Genomic DNA, 18,167 nt, shown 5'->3' with positions numbered 1-18,167 from the left:
ATGCTCGCCCTGTCCCTGCTGCTGTTGCTGGAGGCCACCGCGCCCGCCGCGCCAGCGCCCGAGTCGCGCGAGGTGCTGCTGCGTCGGCAGGTGGCGCAGGTCGCGCTCGCGCAGTTGAAGCAGCAGGACGCCGCCTGGCATCCGGACCAGCGCGACTGCGCGGGCCTCATCCGCTTCGCCTTCCGCACGGCCTACAAGCACGTCGCTCCCGAGCGCCTCGCCACGCCGCTGTGGCAGGACGCGCGCGGCAAGCCGTCGGACTTCGCGGACGCGGAGACGTTGCTGCACCACAGCCTGGTGTTCCTGGGCCGTGACGAGGCCACGCGCGACGCGGTGCGCACCGGCGACGTGCTCGCGTTCCGCCAGGACCAGGACTCGGGTCCCAACTTCCATCTCATGCTGGTGGTGCGCCCGGAGGACCGGGCCCATGCACCGGCGCGCGTCGTCTACCACCCGGGGGAGAAGGGCGCCGCGGTGCGCACCGGGCTCCTCCACAACCTCGCCGACGAGGCGCCACGTGAGTGGCGTCCGGTGCCTGGCAACGGCGCCTTCCTCGGCTTCTTCCGTTTCAAGGAGTGGATGCCATGACATCTCCGTCGAGCCCTCCTCCGGGCACGCCGTCACCGGTGAGCCCACCGCCCAAGCGGGGCGGTCCTCCCAAGGGCCTGTTGATTGGACTGGGCACTGTCTTTGTCGGCGCGGCGGTGGCGGGGGCCTTCGTCATTGGCCGTCGCACCGGCGGCCCCTCGTTGGGGGGTGACGACGGCAGCAGTTCGCCCTCGCTCATCAGTGAGGCGAGCGGCACCTCCGCTCCCCCCGCGCAGGTGGAAGGGCTGCCCGAGCCCACCAGCACGGAGCTGGAGGTGCCCGGTGCGAGCGCGCCCATGGCGGTGTGGCTGGACGTGCTCCATCCGCCCAAGGTGCGTGAGGCGCTGTCGCGCAATGCCTGGCTTCGCGCGCAGCTTTCGCAGCCGCTGGGGCAGGGCTTCGTCGGAGGCTGGGCCGGATTCTTCGGCTCCACCGGAGAGGACCTGAAGGCCGACTTCAAGGGCGCGGTGCTGGACCTGCTGGTGGGCCGCGCGGCCAACACGCCGTTCCGCGTGGCGTGGTTCGCCGGTGTCGCGCGCGCGAGCACGCCCGCGTTCATCCTGCCCAAGGCGACGGCGTCCGCGACGGCGGCCTACAACGCGTTGGATGCGGTGGCGAGCCGAGGCACGCTCACGGCGAAGACGTGCCCGGGTGGCACGCCCACCGCCGTCGCCGAGGGGCTGGAGTTGAAGCGCTGGCTGGTGGCGGAGCAGACGCTGTGGGCGGGCAGGACGCCGGACCGGCTCGTCGTGGCGCGGCACCCCATCGCGGTGCTCCAGGGCCTGTGCGCGGAGGTGCCGGAGCTGCGCGGCGAGGACAACGTGGACGTGGAGCTGGGTTTCCAGCCCGAGGCGTTCGGCCGCGACGCGCAGTTGTTCACGCACGTGCTGGGACTGTCGCCGGACACGCGCCTCCAGTTCGGCGTGGAGGGGGACCGTCTGGTGGGGCGGGGCATCGCTGGCGAGCTGATGGAGGGCACCGCGCGCCTGGACAAGGCGCCGCTGTCCGACGACTTGCTGAAGCTGGTGCCGGAGGAGACGCCGGTGCTGCTGGCCATGCAGCTCAAGCTGCCGGAGACGCTGACGGCCGAGTCGCTCAAGGCCTTCTGGAAGTCAGGCGGCGTGGGCGCGACGCGCACGCGGCAGGTGGCGGTGGTGTGGACGCCGCGCGGGGACTCGGGGCTGCCTCAAGAGGTGGCGTTGCTGTGGGGCCGGCCCGAGGACGGGCCCGCGCTGGAGGGCTTCTTCACGGGAGGCAGCAGCGCGTTGACCCAGGCCACGATGTGCAACCACGTGGTGCTGGCGTCGAGCGACGCGGAGCTGCAGGCGCTGCGCATGTCGTGCTCGGGCGGCAAGCCGAACATGCTCGCCGCGCCGGGGCCGGTGGTGACGGGGCTGCGCGAGCCGAGCTCGGTGGCCTTCGGGGTGAATCTGGGACGGCTGCTCAGCGGCCTCACCATGGACGGCTTCCTGTCCGAGTCCCGAGTGGGGCGCAACGCGCCGATTCCGAAGTCGGCGCCCCCTGAAATCGAAGCGGCGCGGCGCGACCTGGAGTCGCTGCCGTACCTGGGCCTGCGCGGCACCGTGCAAGGCGATTCGCTGGTTCCTGGAGGTTTCGGGTCATGAGGATGATTGCTCGACTCGCGGTACTGACGGCGGTGGCGCTGTCCGGCGTGGCGATGGCCAAGCCGCTCTACATCACCGTGCCGCGCTCCTATGGCAGCGGCGAGCCGGTGGCGGTGGACGTGGCCTTCGAGGACAAGGGGCCGGTGGAGCTTCGCGTCCTCAAGCCCGACAACGTGGATGCGTTCATCCGCGCACAGGGCGACTTGCGGCGCGCGTACCAGACGCCTCCGACGATGAACAACCCGGGCCGCGCGCTCAGCCGCGGTGTCAACGCGATGGCCCTGCCGGGCCGGTGGCTGCTCGACGCGCTCGACCAGAACTTCCGCCAGGACGCGCTGAGCGTCCTGCCGCCCGCGCCGGACGTGCCTTTCACCTACGAGCCGTTGGCCAAGGTGGCGGAGGGGCCCAAGAAGCTCGTCGGCGTGCCCCCGGGCTTCACCGTGGCGCGCAGCCAGTGGCTCAACCTGGACCTGGGCGGCGCGGAGCGTGACTTCAACGTGCCCGGCTTCAACGCGAGCGGTGGCTACGGTTTCCAGGAGCGTCGAGTGCTGTTGGCGCCGCTGCCGGCCGGCACCTACGTCCTCCAGCTCGTGCAGGGGCTCGTCGAGGGCCAGGTGGTGCTCGTCGTCAGTGATTTGACGGTGCAGCTCAAGCAGACGGATGGCGAGGTGTTGGTGCGCGTGGCCGGCAAGGACCAGAAGCCGGCCGTGGGCGCGCAGGTGCAGGTGTACCTGCCCAAGGGCAAGGGCCCGACGGGGAAGACGGACGCCAAGGGCGAGGTGCGGCTGGACGTGACGGAGCCGCGCATCATCGCCACCGCGTCGGTGGGCGGCGACACGGCGATTGTCGACACGGACTTCTACTCCACGCTGGCGGTGGCGCCGGACGTGTTCATCTACAGCGACCGGCCCATCTACAAGCCGGGCCACGAGGTGAAGTTCCGCGGCGTGCTGCGCCAGCCGGACACCTTCCTCGCGCGGCTGTTCACGCCGACGAAGAAGGACGTGAATGTGAAGCTCGTCTCGCAGGAGGGCCGTGCGCTCACCACGCGCGTGTCCGTGGACGAGTTCGGCGCCTTCCACGGCACGCTCAAGGTGCCCGACGACTTGGGCACGGGCGTGCTGCGCGTGGAGGCGGAGCTGGACGGCCAGCCGCACCAGGGCGAGGCGCGCGTGCAGGACTACGTGAAGCCGACCTTCTACCTGGAGGCGGAGCCCGAGTCGGAGACGGTGGTGCCCGGCCAGGCGCTGCGCGTGAAGGTGCGCGCGCGTCGCTACGCGGGTGGCGTGCCCGCCGGTGCGAAGTACGAGGTGTTCCTGTACCGCAGCCTGCTGGACGCGCCCGCGTGGGTGGATGACTCCGGCAAGGGCGGCCAGGGCAGCGACGTGACGTACGGCTCGCAGTCCAGCAACGAGGGCAAGCTGAGCGTGCCCGAGCGGCTGTACTCCTCCGTGGCGGAGCGCGGCGCGAGCGAGGACCCGTGGGCCAGCGCGACCGGCTTCGATGCGAGCGGCGAGGCGGCGATTGAAGTCGCGGTGCCGGAGCTGAAGGCGGGGGAGGAGCGGCTGCCGTATCGCTACTCGCTCACAGTGCGCGCGCGGGATGACCAGGAGACGTTCGCCAACTCGACGACGTCGTTCTTCCTGTCGAAGGTGGAGGTGCTGGGCACGGCGCGCTACTCGGACGCGGTGGTGGCCAAGGGTGGCGAAGCGCAGCTGTCGGTGCGCGCGACGACGCTGTCGGGCAAGGCGTATGGCGTCACGCAGGGCGAGGTGGAGTTCGTGCTGCGCAAGGCGGACGGCGCGGAGAAGAGCCTGGGCAAGCGCTCGTTCACCACGGCGGCGGACGGGACGCACCGCGAGAAGGTGCCCACGTCGGACGTGGGCGCGGTGCTGGCGCGCGTCGTCGTGAAGGACAAGCGCGGCGAGACGTGGCAGGGCGAGGAGTCGCTGCTCGTCATCGGCTCGGCGGACGAGGCCGTGGCGCAGGTGCCCAACCTCACGCTGGCGTCGCTGTCGGGCACGCTGGAGCCCGGGGACTCGGCGCGGCTGGTGGCGCTCCTGCCGGACGGTTGGGGCGCGGGTGGCCGAGACGCGGGCCCGGTGTGGGTGACGCTGGCGGGCGCCAGCCTCTATGACACGCAGGTGGTGGAGCTGACGGGCCGCACGCTGGTGCACAGCTTCAGCGTGGAGAAGCGCTTCGGCGGCGCGGTGTATGCGTCCGTGGCGTACCCCACGTCGACGGGCCGCTGGGAGGAGCGCACGGTGGCGTTCCGCGTGATTCCGCGCGAGCGCACGCTCACCGTGGAGTTGCAGCCGCGTCGCGCCGAGGCCACGCCGCTGACCGAGCAGACCATCGACGTGCGCGTCGTGGACCACGAGGGCAAGGGCGTCGTCGCGCAGTTGTCGCTGGGCGTGGTGGACAAGGCCGTCTACGCCATCCAGTCCGAGTTCCGTCCCAAGGTGCTCGACTTCTTCTACCCGCCGGCGCGCAACAACGTGTCCAACTTCTACTCCTCGGAGTTCCAGGGGTACGGGTACGGCGAGGCGCTGGCGCGGAAGATGGCGGGGCTGCCGGACCACGCCTTCGCGTCCATCAAACCGCCCAGCCGTCAGGCGAAGGATTTGGAGAAGGACACGGCGCACTGGGACCCGACGGTGGTGACGGACCGTGACGGCCGCGCCACGGTGCGCTTCACGTTGCCGTCCAACCAGACGCTGTGGGTGGTGACGGCGGTGGCGGCGGACACGTCCGGCCGTTTCGGCGAGAGCACGTCCGAGTTCGCCTCGCGCGGCGGCCTCAACCTGTATGCGGCGCTGCCGCAGTTCCTGCGCGAGGGTGACGAGGCGCTGGCGTCCATCCGGCTGTCCGCGGGGGAGAAGTCGCCGGGGAGCCAGTTGCTCCAGGTGAAGCTCGCGTCGCTGGGCGCGCTGAAGGCGGACCAGTCGCAGCACAAGGTGGAGCTGGCGAAGGGCGGCGAGCAGGTGGTGCCGCTGACGCTGCGCGCCGCCTCGACGGGTGATGCGCAGCTCATGGTGGACGTGTCGGGTGGCAAGGACCCGCTGAAGGACCGCAAGCTGTTCCAGGTGGAGTCGGCGGCGGTGGAGGACGTCGTCAAGGTGAGCGCCTGGGGTGGTGGCGCGCTGGAGGTGCCGGCGGCGAAGGAGGCGACGCTGACGCGCGTGGAGCTGGTGCTCCAGCCGTCCATCGTCGACGCGGCGCTGTCCAACGTGCGCGAACTGCTCACGTACCCGTACGGGTGCCTGGAGCAGCTCGTGTCGACGACGGTGCCCAACGTGGCGGTGTACCAGGTGCTCCAGAAGGCGGGCGCGCTGGCGAAGCTGGACACGGACACGCAGGCGCTGCTGGCGGAGGCTCGCAGCCGCTCCGTGCAGGGCACCGCGCGCATCCTCAACCTGTCGGTGAAGGGCGGCGGCTTCACCTGGTTCGGTGGCTACAGCACGCCGAGCCTGCCGCTCACCCTCATCGCGCTGGACGGCCTGGCGTACGCGGCCGAGGCGGGCCTGGTGGACCGCGCGGACCCGCGTCTGGTCGAGAGCGCGCGCTGGTTGGAGGCGCAGGAGGGGCTTCCGCCCGAGTACGAGGCCACGCGGGCCTATGTGCTGGCGCGGCTGGAGGGGCCGAAGCAGGCGGCGCGCGTGCGTGCGCTGGTGGAGGCCTCCGAGTCCGGTGAGCTGTACTCGTTGGCGCTGGCGGTGCTCGCGGCGGAGAAGGCGGGCGTCATCAAGGAGCCGGAGCTCCAGGCGCGCATCAACGCGCTGGTGAAGCGCAGCTCGGAGGGGTTCACGACGCTGGCCGCGTACAAGCCGGGCCAGGAGCTGGAGCTGTCGGAGGCGTTCTTCCGCTTCCCGCTGCGGCGCGTGGGCATGTCGGCGATTGCCGCGCACGCGGCGTCGTTCGGCACGCTGGATGTCACCCGCGCTCGCAAGCGCATCCTGGAGATGCTGTCCGAGCCGGACCTGTCCACGTTCGACCGGAGCACCGCGCTGTTGCACTCGCTGTGGCTGTTGGAGCGCGACGCGAAGGCGTTCAAGGGCATGACTCCGCCGGAGGTGAAGGGCACCCAGGGCGCGGTGAAGTTCTCTCCGCGCGGCATGGGCCTCGTCGCGACGCTGGAGCCGGGGACTCGCACGGTGGACGTGGGTGGCTTCGACGGCGTGGCGACGCTTCAGGCCACCGCGCTCACGCCGCTGTCCGCGGTGCGCGCGCAGGCGGAGGGCATGTCGCTCTCGCGTGCGTACTACGCGCTGCGCGAGGGCGGGAAGGTGAAGCTCGGCGCGGGGGACACGGTGTCACAGGGCGAAGAGGTCTACGTGGAGCTGACGATGGACGCGCGCGGGAGCAACAAGGTGCGTTCGGCGTACTACGTGGTGGAGGACGCGGTGCCCGCGGGCTTCGTGGCGCTCCAGGAGGACAAGGCGTTCCGCGGTCCTCCGCACTCGCTGCCGTTGGTGCCGGAGGCGCTGAAGCGCCGGGTGTTGAGCCCGGAGCGCGCGACGTTCTTCTTCGAGGAGCCGGCGTGGTGGAGCGACAGCCCGCGCACGGTGGGCTACGTGTTGCGCGCGCAGTTCCCCGGCACGTTCTCCGCGCCTCCCGCGAGCATCGAGGACATGTACGCCGCGAGCATCCACGGCCGCACGGCCCCGGACTCGCTGAAGGTGGTTCCGTCGAAGAAGGGCACGGGAGACCTGTAGTCGATGGGGTGGGCCTCCGTGGTGGCCGTGTTGCTGACGGCCACCCCCACCTTCGTCACGCGAGGTGACGTGACGCCCGAGTCGGACCTTCGTCGCGAGGCGGAGGCCGGCTGGGCGGCGTTGGAGGCGGTGTACGCGGCGGAGGCGGGTGGGGCGCCGGTGAAGGCCCCTGCCTCCATCATCCTCCAGCGCGGCGTGGCCCTGTCGCCCGAGCGCAACGCGCAGGGCCGGCCGGGACTCGTGGAGCTGCGGCAGAACACGCCGGGCGTGTTGGACGAGCGGTTGCGCGTGGCGCTGCGGCACGAGCTGGCCCATCAGCTCCTGTGGTGGGCTTGTCCGCAGTCGAGCGAGGACCGGCTCTTTCACGAAGCCTTCGCGGTGGCGCTGAGCGGCGAGCTGCCCGCGTGGCGCGAGGGCCCGTATCAATCCCTGTCGCGCGCGGCCTCGGAGCTGGCGGCGGCGCCAGCGGTGGACTCGTCGCGGGCGCGGCGGGCGCTGGCGCGGCTGTTGAGCGAGACGGTGGGGTTTCCCAAGGCGCTGGCGCGGCGGCTGCGCCAGTGTCACGACGGGGCGCGGTGGGTGGTGCCGCTGTCCATCGACGAGCTCGCGGACGTGGAGGTGCGCGCGGCGGGGCCGGCCACGGTGGTGGTGAGTCGTCACTCGGGCGAGGTGCTGTTGTCGGAGGGCGAGGTGCGGCGCGCGCTGCCTTATGGCTCCGTGCTGAAGCCCTTCGTGTACGCGTCGGGTAGAGGTCATCCGGTGTTGGCGCCGCGCGTGGACGTACAGGAGTGGGCGTGTGGCCCGGGGCTGCCGGCGAAGGTGGACGCGCGCACGGCGCTGCTGCGCTCGTGCAACGGGTACTTCCTGGACTGGGAGACGCAGGGCTCGGCGCCGAAGGGGTTTGGTGCGTGGGAGCCGGTGCTGTCGGTGCTGGGTCTGACGGGGACGCCGGTGGACATGGCGGACGTGGTCGGCCTGCGCTCCACGTTGGCGCTGAGTCCGTGGGGGATGGCGCAGGCCTATCGGTTGTTGGCGGAGGCTCGGCCGGACGTGGTGGGGCTGCTGGCGGACAACGCGGCGCGAGGGACGCTGGCGGAGCTGCCCGCGTCGAAGGCGCTGGTGGGCGTGGCGACGAAGACGGGCACGGTGCGCGACGCGGCGAGCCGTCCGCAGTACGGCTGGATTGCGGCGGTGGACGGGGACCTGGTGGTGGTGGCGGTGCGGCCGGGGAAGATGCCGCGCCAGTTCGCGGAGGAGATTCCGGCGGCGCTGGCGAAGGCGCGCAAGCAGGCGGGGGTGGAGGCGGCGCGGGTGCAGGTGTTGGGGTTGGTGCCCGCGCGCGAGGTGGAAGCGCGTTGCGCGGGTGCGGGCTTCACGGTGGACAACGGGCTGCCGAAGGTGGCGCCGGTGGAGTGGGCCCGGCTGGAGGGATTGACGGCGCGAGGGGCGGCGGTGTGCCTGGGTGCGCCGTGGCGGGTGCGCTTTCCGAAGGGGCCGGAGGAGGGACGGGACTACGCGGGAGTCTTCACGTGGTCGCCACCGCCCGCGTACCGGCCACCCGCGGGAGTGCCCACGTCGCCCAGCGCATTGAAGGCGCGGCGAGGCTCGGACTTCGTGTTCCGCACGACGCGGTTGCAGTACACGGCGGGCGTGGTGTCGGCGGAGGACGTGACGTTGAAGGGCGAAGCGCGGCTGGCGTTGGCGCGGGTGGTGGCGCACAACGAGCAGCACAGCCGTCACCCGGGCCGGGCCGTCTGCGACACGACACACTGTCAGGCCTTTCGAGGCACGGTGCGGGTGCCGCGAGACGATGCGAAGGCGCTGAGACTTCCGGCGCTCAAGTGGCGGGAGTGGTTGTTGTTCTCCCAGGGGGGACAAGAGCCCTGGACTCAGGAGCGGCCGCGAGTGGACGTGGAGCGGCTGCTGGGCAAGGGCCTGGTGTCGCTGCGCTTCGAGGCGGGACGCGTCCAATACCTGCTCACGGAGAAGGAGGGCGCGTCGACCTTCGAGAGCGGGCGCTCACTGCCATGTGAGTTGCTGCGCTCGGGCTTGAAGCTGCCGTCATGTCCCCGCACGGCGTCGTTCAACGGGGACGCGCTGGTGTTCGAGGGACGCGGGCGCGGGCACGGCGAGGGTCTGGACGTCGAGGCGGCGAAGTCGAGTGGACTCCGCAGTGACGCGATTCTCGAGAACGCCTACGGACAGAGCCGCCCCGAGCCTCGGGACGTGGATTAGGGCTTCGCGAGGGGAAGCACGAGCCGGGCGCGGGTTCCTCCCTCGGTGACCCCTTGGAGGGACAACGTGCCTCCGTGGGCCTCGACGATGCGGCGCACGAGCGTCAACCCGAGGCCGGTGCCTCCCGTCTCCCTCGCTCGGCTGCGGTCGGTGCGGAAGAACGGCGTGGTGAGCTTCGGCAGGTCCTCGTCGCTGATGCCGATGCCCCGGTCCTCCACTTCCAGGTGCACCGCGTCGGCTTCCACCTGGGCCCGCAGCGTCACCGGACTGCCGGGCTCCGAGTACTTGCGCGCGTTGTCGAGCAGGTTGTGCAGCGCCCGCCGCACCAGCACCGGGTCGGCCTCCAACGGCGGCAGTTGCTCGGCCAGCTCCAATTGGAGAGGGCACTCGGGCGCGCTCTTCTGGAAGCGCTCGGCGGCGTCCTTCAGGAACTCCGTCAGCCGCAGCGTCGCCCGTTGGATGCGAGGACCCGGCTGTCCCGCCTGATTCGCCTCCAGGTCGAGCCGGGCCATCTGCAACACACCATCCACGAGCTGCTGAAGTTCCCCGATGTCCCGCCGCAGCTCCGGCAATCGCATCGCCAGCTCTTCTGGTTGTCCGTCCTCCACCAGGTCCAGCGTCACGCCCAGCCGCGCCAGGGGCGTGCGCAGCTCGTGCGACACGTTGGCCAGCAACTCCTTCTGGCCTCGGATGAGCGACTCCGTCTGTGCGGCCATCGTGTCGAAGGTGTTCCCCAGCACCGCCACTTCGTTCCGGCCCTTCAGCCGCACGCGCGCGGACAGGTTCCCTCGGCCAAACTCTCCCACCGCGGTGGTCAGTTGCTCCAGCGGGGAGACAATCGCGCGCGCCAGGGGCACGGAGATTCCCGCCAGGAAGAAGAGCACGGCGGCCAGACTGACACTCAGCGCCACGTAGACCCAACGATGGGTGACGGTCCGGTAGATCAGCACGCCTGTCACGACGTCGCCGCGCCACGTGGGGGCGGCCCAGAAGTTGAGTTCGTCCCTCTCGAACCAGTTATTGGCCCTGCGAACTTGTTGCCACTCCGCTTCGTTGAGCGGTCTCAGCGGGGGGTGCGCCGAAGTCAGCTTCACGTTGCCCTGAAGGTCATACAGGGTGGCCTGGACGTTCTTCTTCGCGTTGAGGGACTCAATCATTCGCCCGAGGTCCGGGGAGTCCGAGTTGGCCAGGTCCACCAGCTCCGTGAAGTGGTTGTTGTTGGGTTGGTTGCCATGGAGCTGCAGGAGCTTGGTGATGAGGGAGAAGGACAAGACGGCGCCCCCCAGCATCAACAGGCCATACAGATAGATGCGCCAGAACATCCGACGGGGGCGGAGCCGCTCACTGAGCTTCATGACTCGTCGCCTCGCTCCAGCACATACCCCACGCCTCGTACCGTCTTGAGCATCCGGGGATTGCGAGCGTCGTCCCCCAGCTTCTGGCGCAGCCGGGACACATGCACGTCGATGGCGCGGTCCACGGGGCCGTCCGGGTCGCTGCCCTTCGCCAGCTCCAGCAACTGCTCGCGCGACAGCACCCGTCCCGCGCGCTCCGCGAGCCCGAGCAGCAGCGCGAACTCGTGTCGCGTCAGCGACAACACCTGCCCATCCAGCGACGCCCGCATGTCACCCCGGTTCAGCGTGAGCGCGCCCACACGCACCACCTCGCGCGAGGGCCCCAGCAGTCCCCGGCTGCGCCGCACCAGCGCCTGGATGCGCGCCAGCAACTCCCGTGAGGAGAAGGGCTTGGGCAGATAGTCGTCCGCGCCCAGCTCCAAGCCCATCACCCGGTCCGCCTCCTCGCCGCGCGCGGTGAGCATGAGGATGGGCACCGCCGAGCGCTCCCGCAGCTCGCGGCACACGGTGAGCCCATCCTTCCGGGGCAGCATGATGTCGATGAGGATGGCGTCGAAGGCGCGGCGCGAGGCTTCAAGCAGACCCAGCTCGCCATCCCGCGCGACGCAGGTGCGCACGCCCTGGCGCTCCAGGTACTCGGCCGTGAGGCGCGCCAGGTGCGCGTCGTCCTCGATGAGGAGCACCTCGATGCCAGGTGACGGTGTGGCGGTTCCCATCATGTCTCCCAGTCTAGTGGGACTGGCCCGCGGCGGGCTCGCCGTTGAACCACGGGAGCGCATCACCCACCAGTTGCCTCCTCCAGTGGAGCAGGAGCATGCCTGTCGCGCAGGCGCCCCCAGGCGTCATGAGCTGCCTCACCCATTCCTGGGGATTCAGCCGGCGCACCTGCCACACGCCGACATCGACGAGGAGCTGTCCGAGCTCCACCACGTCTGTCGTTCGAAGGCTGGACCTCATGTCGAGGCTCGGCGGCATCGCGGCCCGCGACGCGAAGGCGAGCAGCAACAGGACTTGGACGACGAGCGGGGCAACCGCGAAGAAATGTCGGATGGGGCGTGGGGACGACATCGAACCTCCCAGGGCCAGGACCTCGGGGTCCATTGGATGCTGCGCACTTCACCGCTGGGATGTCGCGGGAGGATGTGCGGAATGTAAACGAATGTAACGGGCCACCGATGCGGGCGAGCGCATTGGCACGTCCGCGAGAATCGGCGATGTTCGCGAGCAGAGGGGTTGTTCCAATCTGCTTTGGGGAAGATGACATGCACGTCGCATCGCGCCGGTTCGCGCTTTCTTTGCTCTTGAGTGCCTCGCTGTTGTCCGGATGCTCCGAGGACTCGCAAACGCCGCAGGACGGACCCGACACGGAAGAAGGGTGTCCCGCGGTCACCGGCGCCGTCGTGGAGCACCAGGGCACCCTCTCCACCTCGGAGACGTGGGCCGCCGGCAGTCCGCATGTCATCACCAGCAACCTCTCCATCCGAGGGCAGGTCACCGTGGCGGCCTGCGCGACGGTGCGCATCGCGGCGGGGGCCTCGCTCCAGGTGGACAGCGGCGGCGTGCTCCGCGTCGAGGGCAAGCAGGGCCAGCCCGTGCGCTTCGAGTCGCGCGAGTCGGGCAGGCCGTGGGGCCAGGTGCTCATCGGGACGGGAGGCTCGGCGCGGCTGGAGTGGACGGTGTTCTCTGGAGGCGGAGACACGGCGACGGCCCTGGCCACGGTGCGAGTAAACGCGGGCGCTGACCTGCCCGGCCTGACGCCGCTGTTCGTCAATCACGTCACCATCGAGAGCTCGCAGGGGCCCGGCATCCTCATCAATGGCACCTCGGGCTTCGCGACGGGTTCCTCGGACCTGACCATTCGCGGGTCGGGCAGCACGGCCCGGCCGCAGCCGCTCGCCGTCAATCCCAATGCCCTGGGGACGCTGCCGTCGGGCACGTACACGGGCAACCTGGAGGACACCATCTACGTGGGGCCGGCCATCGCGTCGGCCTCGGTGTACTTCCTGGGCGCCAATGCCACGCTGAAGGACCTGGGTGTGCCCTATCGCCTGGGCGGGCTCCAGGTGGGTGGGAACCGGGTGGCGGCGACGCTCACCATCGAAGCGGGCGCGACGCTGCGCTTCGAGCCGGCGACGACGCTGGACATCTACGACGAGACGAGCGCGCTCATCGCCGCCGGGACGACCGCTCGGCCCATCACCTTCACTTCGAGCGAGACGACGCCGAGGGCGGGTGACTGGACGGGCATCCGCTTCGACGGGATGAACGCGGCCAACCGGCTGGAGTCGGTGGTGGTGCGCTACGCGGGTGGGGCGTGTCAGTGCTCCAGCCATGGGTGCAACTACCTGCCGTCCTCGTTCGATGTCAGCTCGGCCATCCTCGTGTTCGACGAGCCGACGGCGCCCTTCATCGCGAACTCGCGCATCGAGGACAGCGCGGGCCACGGCATCCTGCGCGGGTGGAATGGCTCCGACCTCAGCCTCGCGGCGAGCACCACCTTCGCGCGCATCGCAGAGTGCACGGAGACGAACCCGAAGGACCGCGATGGGCGCTGCCCCTCCGAGCCGCCCGTCTGTCCTCGCAGCCCCTGAGGCACCGTGACGCCGAGGGACGCCGAGCACCCGGTCGGCGTCCCTCGAGGCTCAGGCCTCGACATTCACGAGGTTTGTGAGACCTCATCCGCGTGCGCCCACGCGCGCTGGAGGGTTTCATGTTCGCGCGTGACGCATTGGCCCGCGAGAAATCGCCAGAGCGACGCGAAGGCCGGCGAGAGCAGCACGAGCAACAACATCGTGCCCCCACGAGTCACCAACGCCACGACGAACCCGAGGATGGCGAGAACGGGCACGCTCACGAGCACGAGACCGAGCGCCCCTGACGCCGCGGGCGTCAGCGTGGTGACCGCACGGAACTCTCGTTCCGACACGGGCGTCAGCTCGGACGAGGCCTGAATCCAGAGGGACGACAGGAAGTGGTCTCCCTGCTGTTTCCGTTCAAGCCTCATGCTGTTGCTTCCCTGCGTACCCAGATAGGGACGGGCTGTCCTCCCATCACGTCCCAGGAGCGTCAGCGACTGTCGTGGGTCCACCCACTCGACGAGCTGCTCGAGCACGGCTTCCGGCCGCGCTCGGGTCGTGAATCGCGCCTCCACGTGCATCGCTGGAAACCGCCACATCGTGCCCTCCCAGGTGAGCCACGGTGCTGACTTATCACTCCACCGTGGGCTTCGGCTGGGGAGGGCCCGACACCTCCTTCACTGGCAGGTGTCGCCGGGGTCCACGTACTGGCAGCGCGCGGACCACGGATACTTGTACGCATGGCAGGGTGAGGGCCGCGGCTCCGCACTGCTCCGCACGAGCGGTCGCACGGGGCGGCCTCCACATGCCACCCAGTGGCCCATGCTCGTGTCCGTCCCGTAGGCGACCGCACGCGCCGCCGTGTCACCCGTGAAGGCGTACACCGCGAGCGCATGCACCCGCCGCCACACCGCCTCGCGGTCATGGGCGTTGAGGACGTTCTCCGGGTTGCCCGTGAGCGCCGCGCGAGACATGGGCACGGTGTGGGTGGCGTTGAGCCCGCAGCCACAGGCATCGCTCACCACGTTGTGCCACGCGCGCTCCATCCCCGAGGGCAGCCTGTTCCAGATATCCACGGCGATGGCGTGGTCATTCACGTCGTCATCCGCGTACACCTGGATGACGGCCCGGACGTCGGTGGGGAGCGTCTGGTAGTCGCGGCCCCACGTGTACCAGGGCGCCATCGAGAAGATGAACCGCCCGCGGCTTCCCCAGCCCTGCTCCACGAAGCCCCGCCGCGCCATCTCCGGCGTCGCGCCGCCGCCGTAGCTGTGGCCGAAGAAGCCCACGCGCGTGAGGTCGAAGCGGCCCTGCTGCTGGGCCACCGCCGCCTGGAAGCCCTGCCACAGACAGTCGTAGCGGGCCTCGTTGGGCCGCGTCGTGTCCGGCGTGAGCGGGTAGGGCACGAAGACGACCGCGTAGCCCTGGCTCGCCAGCATCCGGAACATCTCCACGTACAGGTCTGAGTCGGTGGCTCCGAACGCATGCGAGAAGAAGAGCACCGGCACCGAGTCCTGTCCCGTCGGCCGGTAGGTGACCACCTGCCCGCGCGCGACGGGGTGCGGGTTCGTCACCTTCTCCTCCGTCACCGAATAGGTCCCGGGCCGGCCCCAGTCGCTCACGGACGTGACGAGGGTGCCCGCCTGCGGCTCTTCACAGGGCGCGGGGAATGGCAGCGTGGAGCAGAGGCTCTCGGTGGCGCCGCCATCCGGAATCACGCCCGCGTCCGCTCCGGCATCCTGGGGACTGCCCGCGTCCGTGCCGCCGTCGCTCATGCTCCCCGCGTCCGTGCCGCTGTCGCTCCCCGCGTCGAGCGTCGTCCCCGAGTCGGGTGGCTCGGCGTCGGGTGAGTCCGGAGTCGAGGAGTCACAGGCCGTGACGATGCACACGCACAACAAACCGAGCAGACCGAGGCGGGACATGAAGAAGGCTCCAAGGTGTCTCGGCCTTCAACCCGCGACCCCTCGGATGGTTGCGGGACGGAGTGAAAACAACGACGCCGGGACCTCCTCGTGGGAGACCCCGGCGCCGAGCCGACAACAGTCCGTGCTGTCGTGAGACGTCCTAGCGGTAGGTCGCCGTCAACTGGTCCGCGCGCGCCGACTGGCCGGCGGTGAACGTGTTCATGCAGTTGTCGTCGGTGTAGTCCATGAAGTTGGTGATGGGGTCGTTGCCCGTGGACGAGCAGGTGTTGCGGCCCGTGGGGCAGCCGTACGCGGGAGAAGCCTCCGCCGGCGTGTCGCTGACCGAGTCACCCGCGCCAGTGCAGCCGCCCTGGAACGTGTGGTACAGGCCCAGCCAGTGGCCGACCTCGTGCGTGCCCGTGTCACCCTCGTTGTAGGGCGCCGCGGAGCCGCCGGGGACGCTGCTGAAGAGGATGACCACGCCGTCCTGCTTGGGCTGCGAGGTGTAGCTGGTGGGGAACGTCGCCCAGCCCAGCAGGCCGCCGCTCAGGTTGGCGGTGTAGACGTTGAGGCTCTCCGGGCCACCCTTGCGCAGGGCCTTCTTCATCGCCTTCTCGTTGGCGCTGCCGTCCTTGAGCGCGAACCACTTCGCGTTCGTCGTGCGGTCCGTGCCCTGGAGCACGAAGCGGAACGGGGTGTTGGCATAGGCCGCGTTCAGCACGTTCATCTGCGCGGTGATCTGCGAGTCCGGGATGTCGCCGTTCGCGATGCCCGTGCCCTTGTTGATGACGTGGAAGTAGGTCGGCACCGTCACCGAGCCCACCGCGCGCATCGCCGTCTTCTGCTCGGCCAGGAAGGCGTCGATGGCGGCGCGCTCCTCCACCGAGGGCTCAATCGTCGCACAGCCACGGTTCAGCGCCGTCTGCTCCACGGCGGGGGCCTCCGGGGTCTGCGCCTCCTCGCCCGTGCACGCGGCGAGGCTCAGCAGGGCACCGGCAAACACGGCCAGACGACCATTCTTCTTCGCGACGCTGCCAATCATTGTCATCTCCGGGAAAGATGGAGATTGAGTGAATAACTGAATGAAACAGCGAGAGTCAATGCCACCATGAGACATTCTGTCGACAGTCCCCGTGTGTCCGACGTCGTACTCAGGGACGGGATGAGACAGGAATGCTCCAGTTTTCGGGTCGACTGTAAAATGTCTTTCATTGTCCCGGTGACTGACGAGCACCCCACGAAAGAGTGCTGCTCGCGGCGGGGGCTGGCGAGCGGGCGGCGATTGCCGGGCCACGGGGGGTGAACCAGCTTCCGGCATTCCCTGTCCAGGAGGACGGCATGGCTCGAAGGATTCTTGGTGGTGGTGGTGGGGCGGCCCTGGCGGCGGCGCTGGTGTTCGGCTCGATGACGGGTACGGCGCTCGCGGAAGACGAGGCCAAGAAGGCCCACAAGGAAGACAAGCGCATCGGTGAGGCGGCGGCCGAGAAGGAGCTGTATGTCGGCAAGCTGGCCCTGTTCGACGCCAAGCAGATTGCCCTGGGCAACATGGCGCTGGAGAAGACGCAGGACCCGAAGGTCCGCACGTTCGCGCAGAAGCTGGTGACGGACCACAAGCAGCACCTGTCCGACCTCAAGGCGTGGGCCGACAGCAAGTCCATCGAGGTGGCGACCATCGACCTGTCCGGGCCTCCCGGGACGGGTGGCTCCGGTGCCACCCCCGGCATGCAGGAGGGCTACGACAAGAAGATGGAGGGAGTGGACGAGCGCCTGAACAAGCGCATCACTGAGGCGGAGAAGGAGCTGGACAAGCTCCGCGAGAAGAACGGCAAGGAGTTCGACAAGGACTTCCTCTCGCGCGTCGCCGATGACGGCAAGCGGGGGCAGGACCTGGCCAAGGAAGGCATGGACAAGTACGAGACCGACGCCGCCTTCAGCGCGCTCCTGAGCAAGACGCGTCGGGGCATCGCGAGCAACGAGAAGATGGCGAAGGAGCTCGAGAAGACCATCCACCGCTGAGCGCGCGGAGCCTCTCGTGAAGCGTCGGCGCGGTGACTCGGGGCGACCCGTGTCACCGCGCCGGCGTTCCAGCAGGTGTGTGGGACGCCGGGAGCGGGCGCATCTGCCAGGTTGACGTCGCGGCGGACGGATGCCTATCCCGGCACATGGCGAACGCCTGGAAGTGGATGCTGGCCTGGGGTTTCACGGTGCTGTGCGCCGCGTGCATGACGTCGGCGCCGCATGTCCCGCCCGTCGCGCCCGAAGGGGCCACACCCGCGGGCCCTTTCCTGCCGGAAGCCCGTGCGCTCTTCGAGGGATGCACGCCCGTTCCCGACAGCACCAACTCGCGCACCTATCAATGTGGTGACGCGACGGTGTGGCTCGTCGAGCGCAAGGACGTGCCCGCCGCGCGAGTGCTCACGCTCGCCCGGGCGCGCCTGGTGGAGCGGCTGGGGGAGGGCGTGGTGGTGGCGGAGGGCGCGCTGCCGCTCGCGGGGCGCTCGTGGCCGGCGGCCCGCTTCGCCGTGTGCGAGGTGGGGGACGCGGGCCTGGAGGGACCGGGCTCCTGTCGCGCGGGCGGCTATCTGGTCTCCGTGGCGGGGCTGCTGGGGCGGCAGCGGGAGCTGGGCTGTGTCGCGAAGGACAACGCGCAGCCCGCGTTGACGCGCTGTCTGGAGCTCTTCGAGTTCCTCGCGTCGCGCGGCAGTCCGGAGGGCGAGTCGCTGGACGCGGCGGCGTTGCTGCTGCCTCCGCGTCTGCCCTGGCGCACGCTCGCGGTGCCTCAAGGCTGCCAGCCGTCGTTGTCCACCAGTCGCGATGGACGCATCCGCTGTGACGACGCGTCGTTGGTGTGGAGCGTGTATCGGCCCGCGCGGGAGGAGGTGACGGTGCGCTGGAGGGACCAGAGCGTCGCCGAATTGAGAGCCGCGCTGCCGGGCGCAAGTCCGGTGGAGGAGGTCGAGTGCCTTCTGGAGGAGCGGCCCGCGCGGTGTCAGCGCTTCACCGCGCCGTCCGCGCGCGGCCCGCTCGTCGTCTGGGCTGGGGCGATGCAGTGGGGGGACCGGGCACTGTTCGCTGCGTGCAGCTTCCTCGCGTCGGCCGAGCCCGCGTTCCCCCCGGTCTGCAATGGTGCCTTCTCCGTACCCTGAACCCACTGCCTTCGAGCGAAGGG

13 protein-coding genes are annotated in these 18,167 nt (G+C 70.0%); 7 read left to right on the top strand and 6 right to left on the bottom strand.

Annotated elements, in window-relative coordinates:
* From G4D83_RS05640 to G4D83_RS05625, 4 genes are read left to right on the top strand one after another with little or no spacing between them, the layout of a single operon-like run.
* Positions 1-588 (top strand): DUF1175 family protein, encoded by a 588-nt coding sequence (locus tag G4D83_RS05640; RefSeq protein WP_163863535.1) that lies wholly within the window; start codon positions 1-3, stop codon positions 586-588.
* The gene (locus tag G4D83_RS05635; protein ID WP_240356173.1) at positions 585-2,213 is read left to right on the top strand and encodes a hypothetical protein; all 1,629 of its coding nucleotides are present in this window, start codon (positions 585-587) and stop codon (positions 2,211-2,213) included. The genes G4D83_RS05640 and G4D83_RS05635 overlap by 4 nt, the downstream gene beginning before the upstream one ends.
* Entirely contained in the window at positions 2,210-6,928 is a 4,719-nt protein-coding gene (locus G4D83_RS05630) for an alpha-2-macroglobulin family protein (RefSeq protein ID WP_163863533.1), read from the top strand. Before G4D83_RS05635 ends, G4D83_RS05630 begins: the two co-directional genes overlap by 4 nt.
* Positions 6,929-6,931: 3 nt before the next feature.
* Positions 6,932-9,163 (top strand): SpoIID/LytB domain-containing protein, encoded by a 2,232-nt coding sequence (locus G4D83_RS05625; protein ID WP_163863532.1) that lies wholly within the window; start codon positions 6,932-6,934, stop codon positions 9,161-9,163.
* On the opposite strand, the gene G4D83_RS05620 is transcribed toward G4D83_RS05625, so the two are convergent.
* The 3 genes from G4D83_RS05620 to G4D83_RS05610 are packed head-to-tail and all read right to left on the bottom strand — an operon-like array spanning position 9,160 to position 11,586.
* Complete coding sequence (locus tag G4D83_RS05620) at positions 9,160-10,518, bottom strand: sensor histidine kinase (protein ID WP_163863531.1); 1,359 nt, start codon at positions 10,516-10,518, stop codon at positions 9,160-9,162. The two genes, G4D83_RS05625 and G4D83_RS05620, sit on opposite strands and share 4 nt — an antisense overlap.
* Entirely contained in the window at positions 10,515-11,234 is a 720-nt protein-coding gene (locus G4D83_RS05615) for a response regulator transcription factor (RefSeq protein WP_163863844.1), read from the bottom strand. The genes G4D83_RS05620 and G4D83_RS05615 overlap by 4 nt, the downstream gene beginning before the upstream one ends.
* Positions 11,235-11,247: 13 nt before the next feature.
* A complete protein-coding gene (locus G4D83_RS05610) occupies positions 11,248-11,586 on the bottom strand; it encodes a hypothetical protein (RefSeq protein WP_163863530.1) in 339 nt (112 codons plus the stop codon).
* 194 nt (positions 11,587-11,780) lie between these two features.
* Between G4D83_RS05610 and G4D83_RS05605 the strand changes: the two genes are divergently transcribed.
* Entirely contained in the window at positions 11,781-13,109 is a 1,329-nt protein-coding gene (locus G4D83_RS05605) for a hypothetical protein (RefSeq protein WP_163863529.1), read from the top strand.
* 65 nt (positions 13,110-13,174) lie between these two features.
* On the opposite strand, the gene G4D83_RS05600 is transcribed toward G4D83_RS05605, so the two are convergent.
* The 3 genes from G4D83_RS05600 to G4D83_RS05590 form a co-directional block, all read right to left on the bottom strand.
* Entirely contained in the window at positions 13,175-13,693 is a 519-nt protein-coding gene (locus G4D83_RS05600; protein WP_163863528.1) for a hypothetical protein, read from the bottom strand.
* A 78-nt stretch (positions 13,694-13,771) separates the two neighbouring features.
* Positions 13,772-15,016, bottom strand: coding sequence for an alpha/beta hydrolase family protein (locus G4D83_RS05595; protein WP_163863527.1), 1,245 nt, complete (start codon positions 15,014-15,016; stop codon positions 13,772-13,774).
* A 142-nt stretch (positions 15,017-15,158) separates the two neighbouring features.
* Positions 15,159-16,040 (bottom strand): zinc metalloprotease, encoded by an 882-nt coding sequence (locus G4D83_RS05590; protein WP_163863526.1) that lies wholly within the window; start codon positions 16,038-16,040, stop codon positions 15,159-15,161.
* Between the two features lie 296 nt (positions 16,041-16,336).
* On the opposite strand from G4D83_RS05590, the gene G4D83_RS05585 reads away from it, so the two are divergent.
* Positions 16,337-17,014 (top strand): DUF4142 domain-containing protein, encoded by a 678-nt coding sequence (locus tag G4D83_RS05585; RefSeq protein WP_163863525.1) that lies wholly within the window; start codon positions 16,337-16,339, stop codon positions 17,012-17,014.
* Positions 17,015-17,160: 146 nt separating this feature from the next.
* Positions 17,161-18,144 carry a hypothetical protein gene (locus G4D83_RS05580; protein ID WP_163863524.1) on the top strand — a complete coding sequence of 328 codons (984 nt, stop codon included), beginning with the start codon at positions 17,161-17,163 and terminating at the stop codon, positions 18,142-18,144.
* The last annotated feature ends 23 nt before the right edge of the window (positions 18,145-18,167 follow it).

Origin of the sequence: Myxococcus eversor (assembly GCF_010894455.1) — a bacterium.
Classification (GTDB): Bacteria; Myxococcota; Myxococcia; order Myxococcales; family Myxococcaceae; genus Myxococcus; species Myxococcus eversor.
Note: the sequence above shows the minus strand (reverse complement) of the source record. Positions and strands in the feature narration are given on the sequence as shown.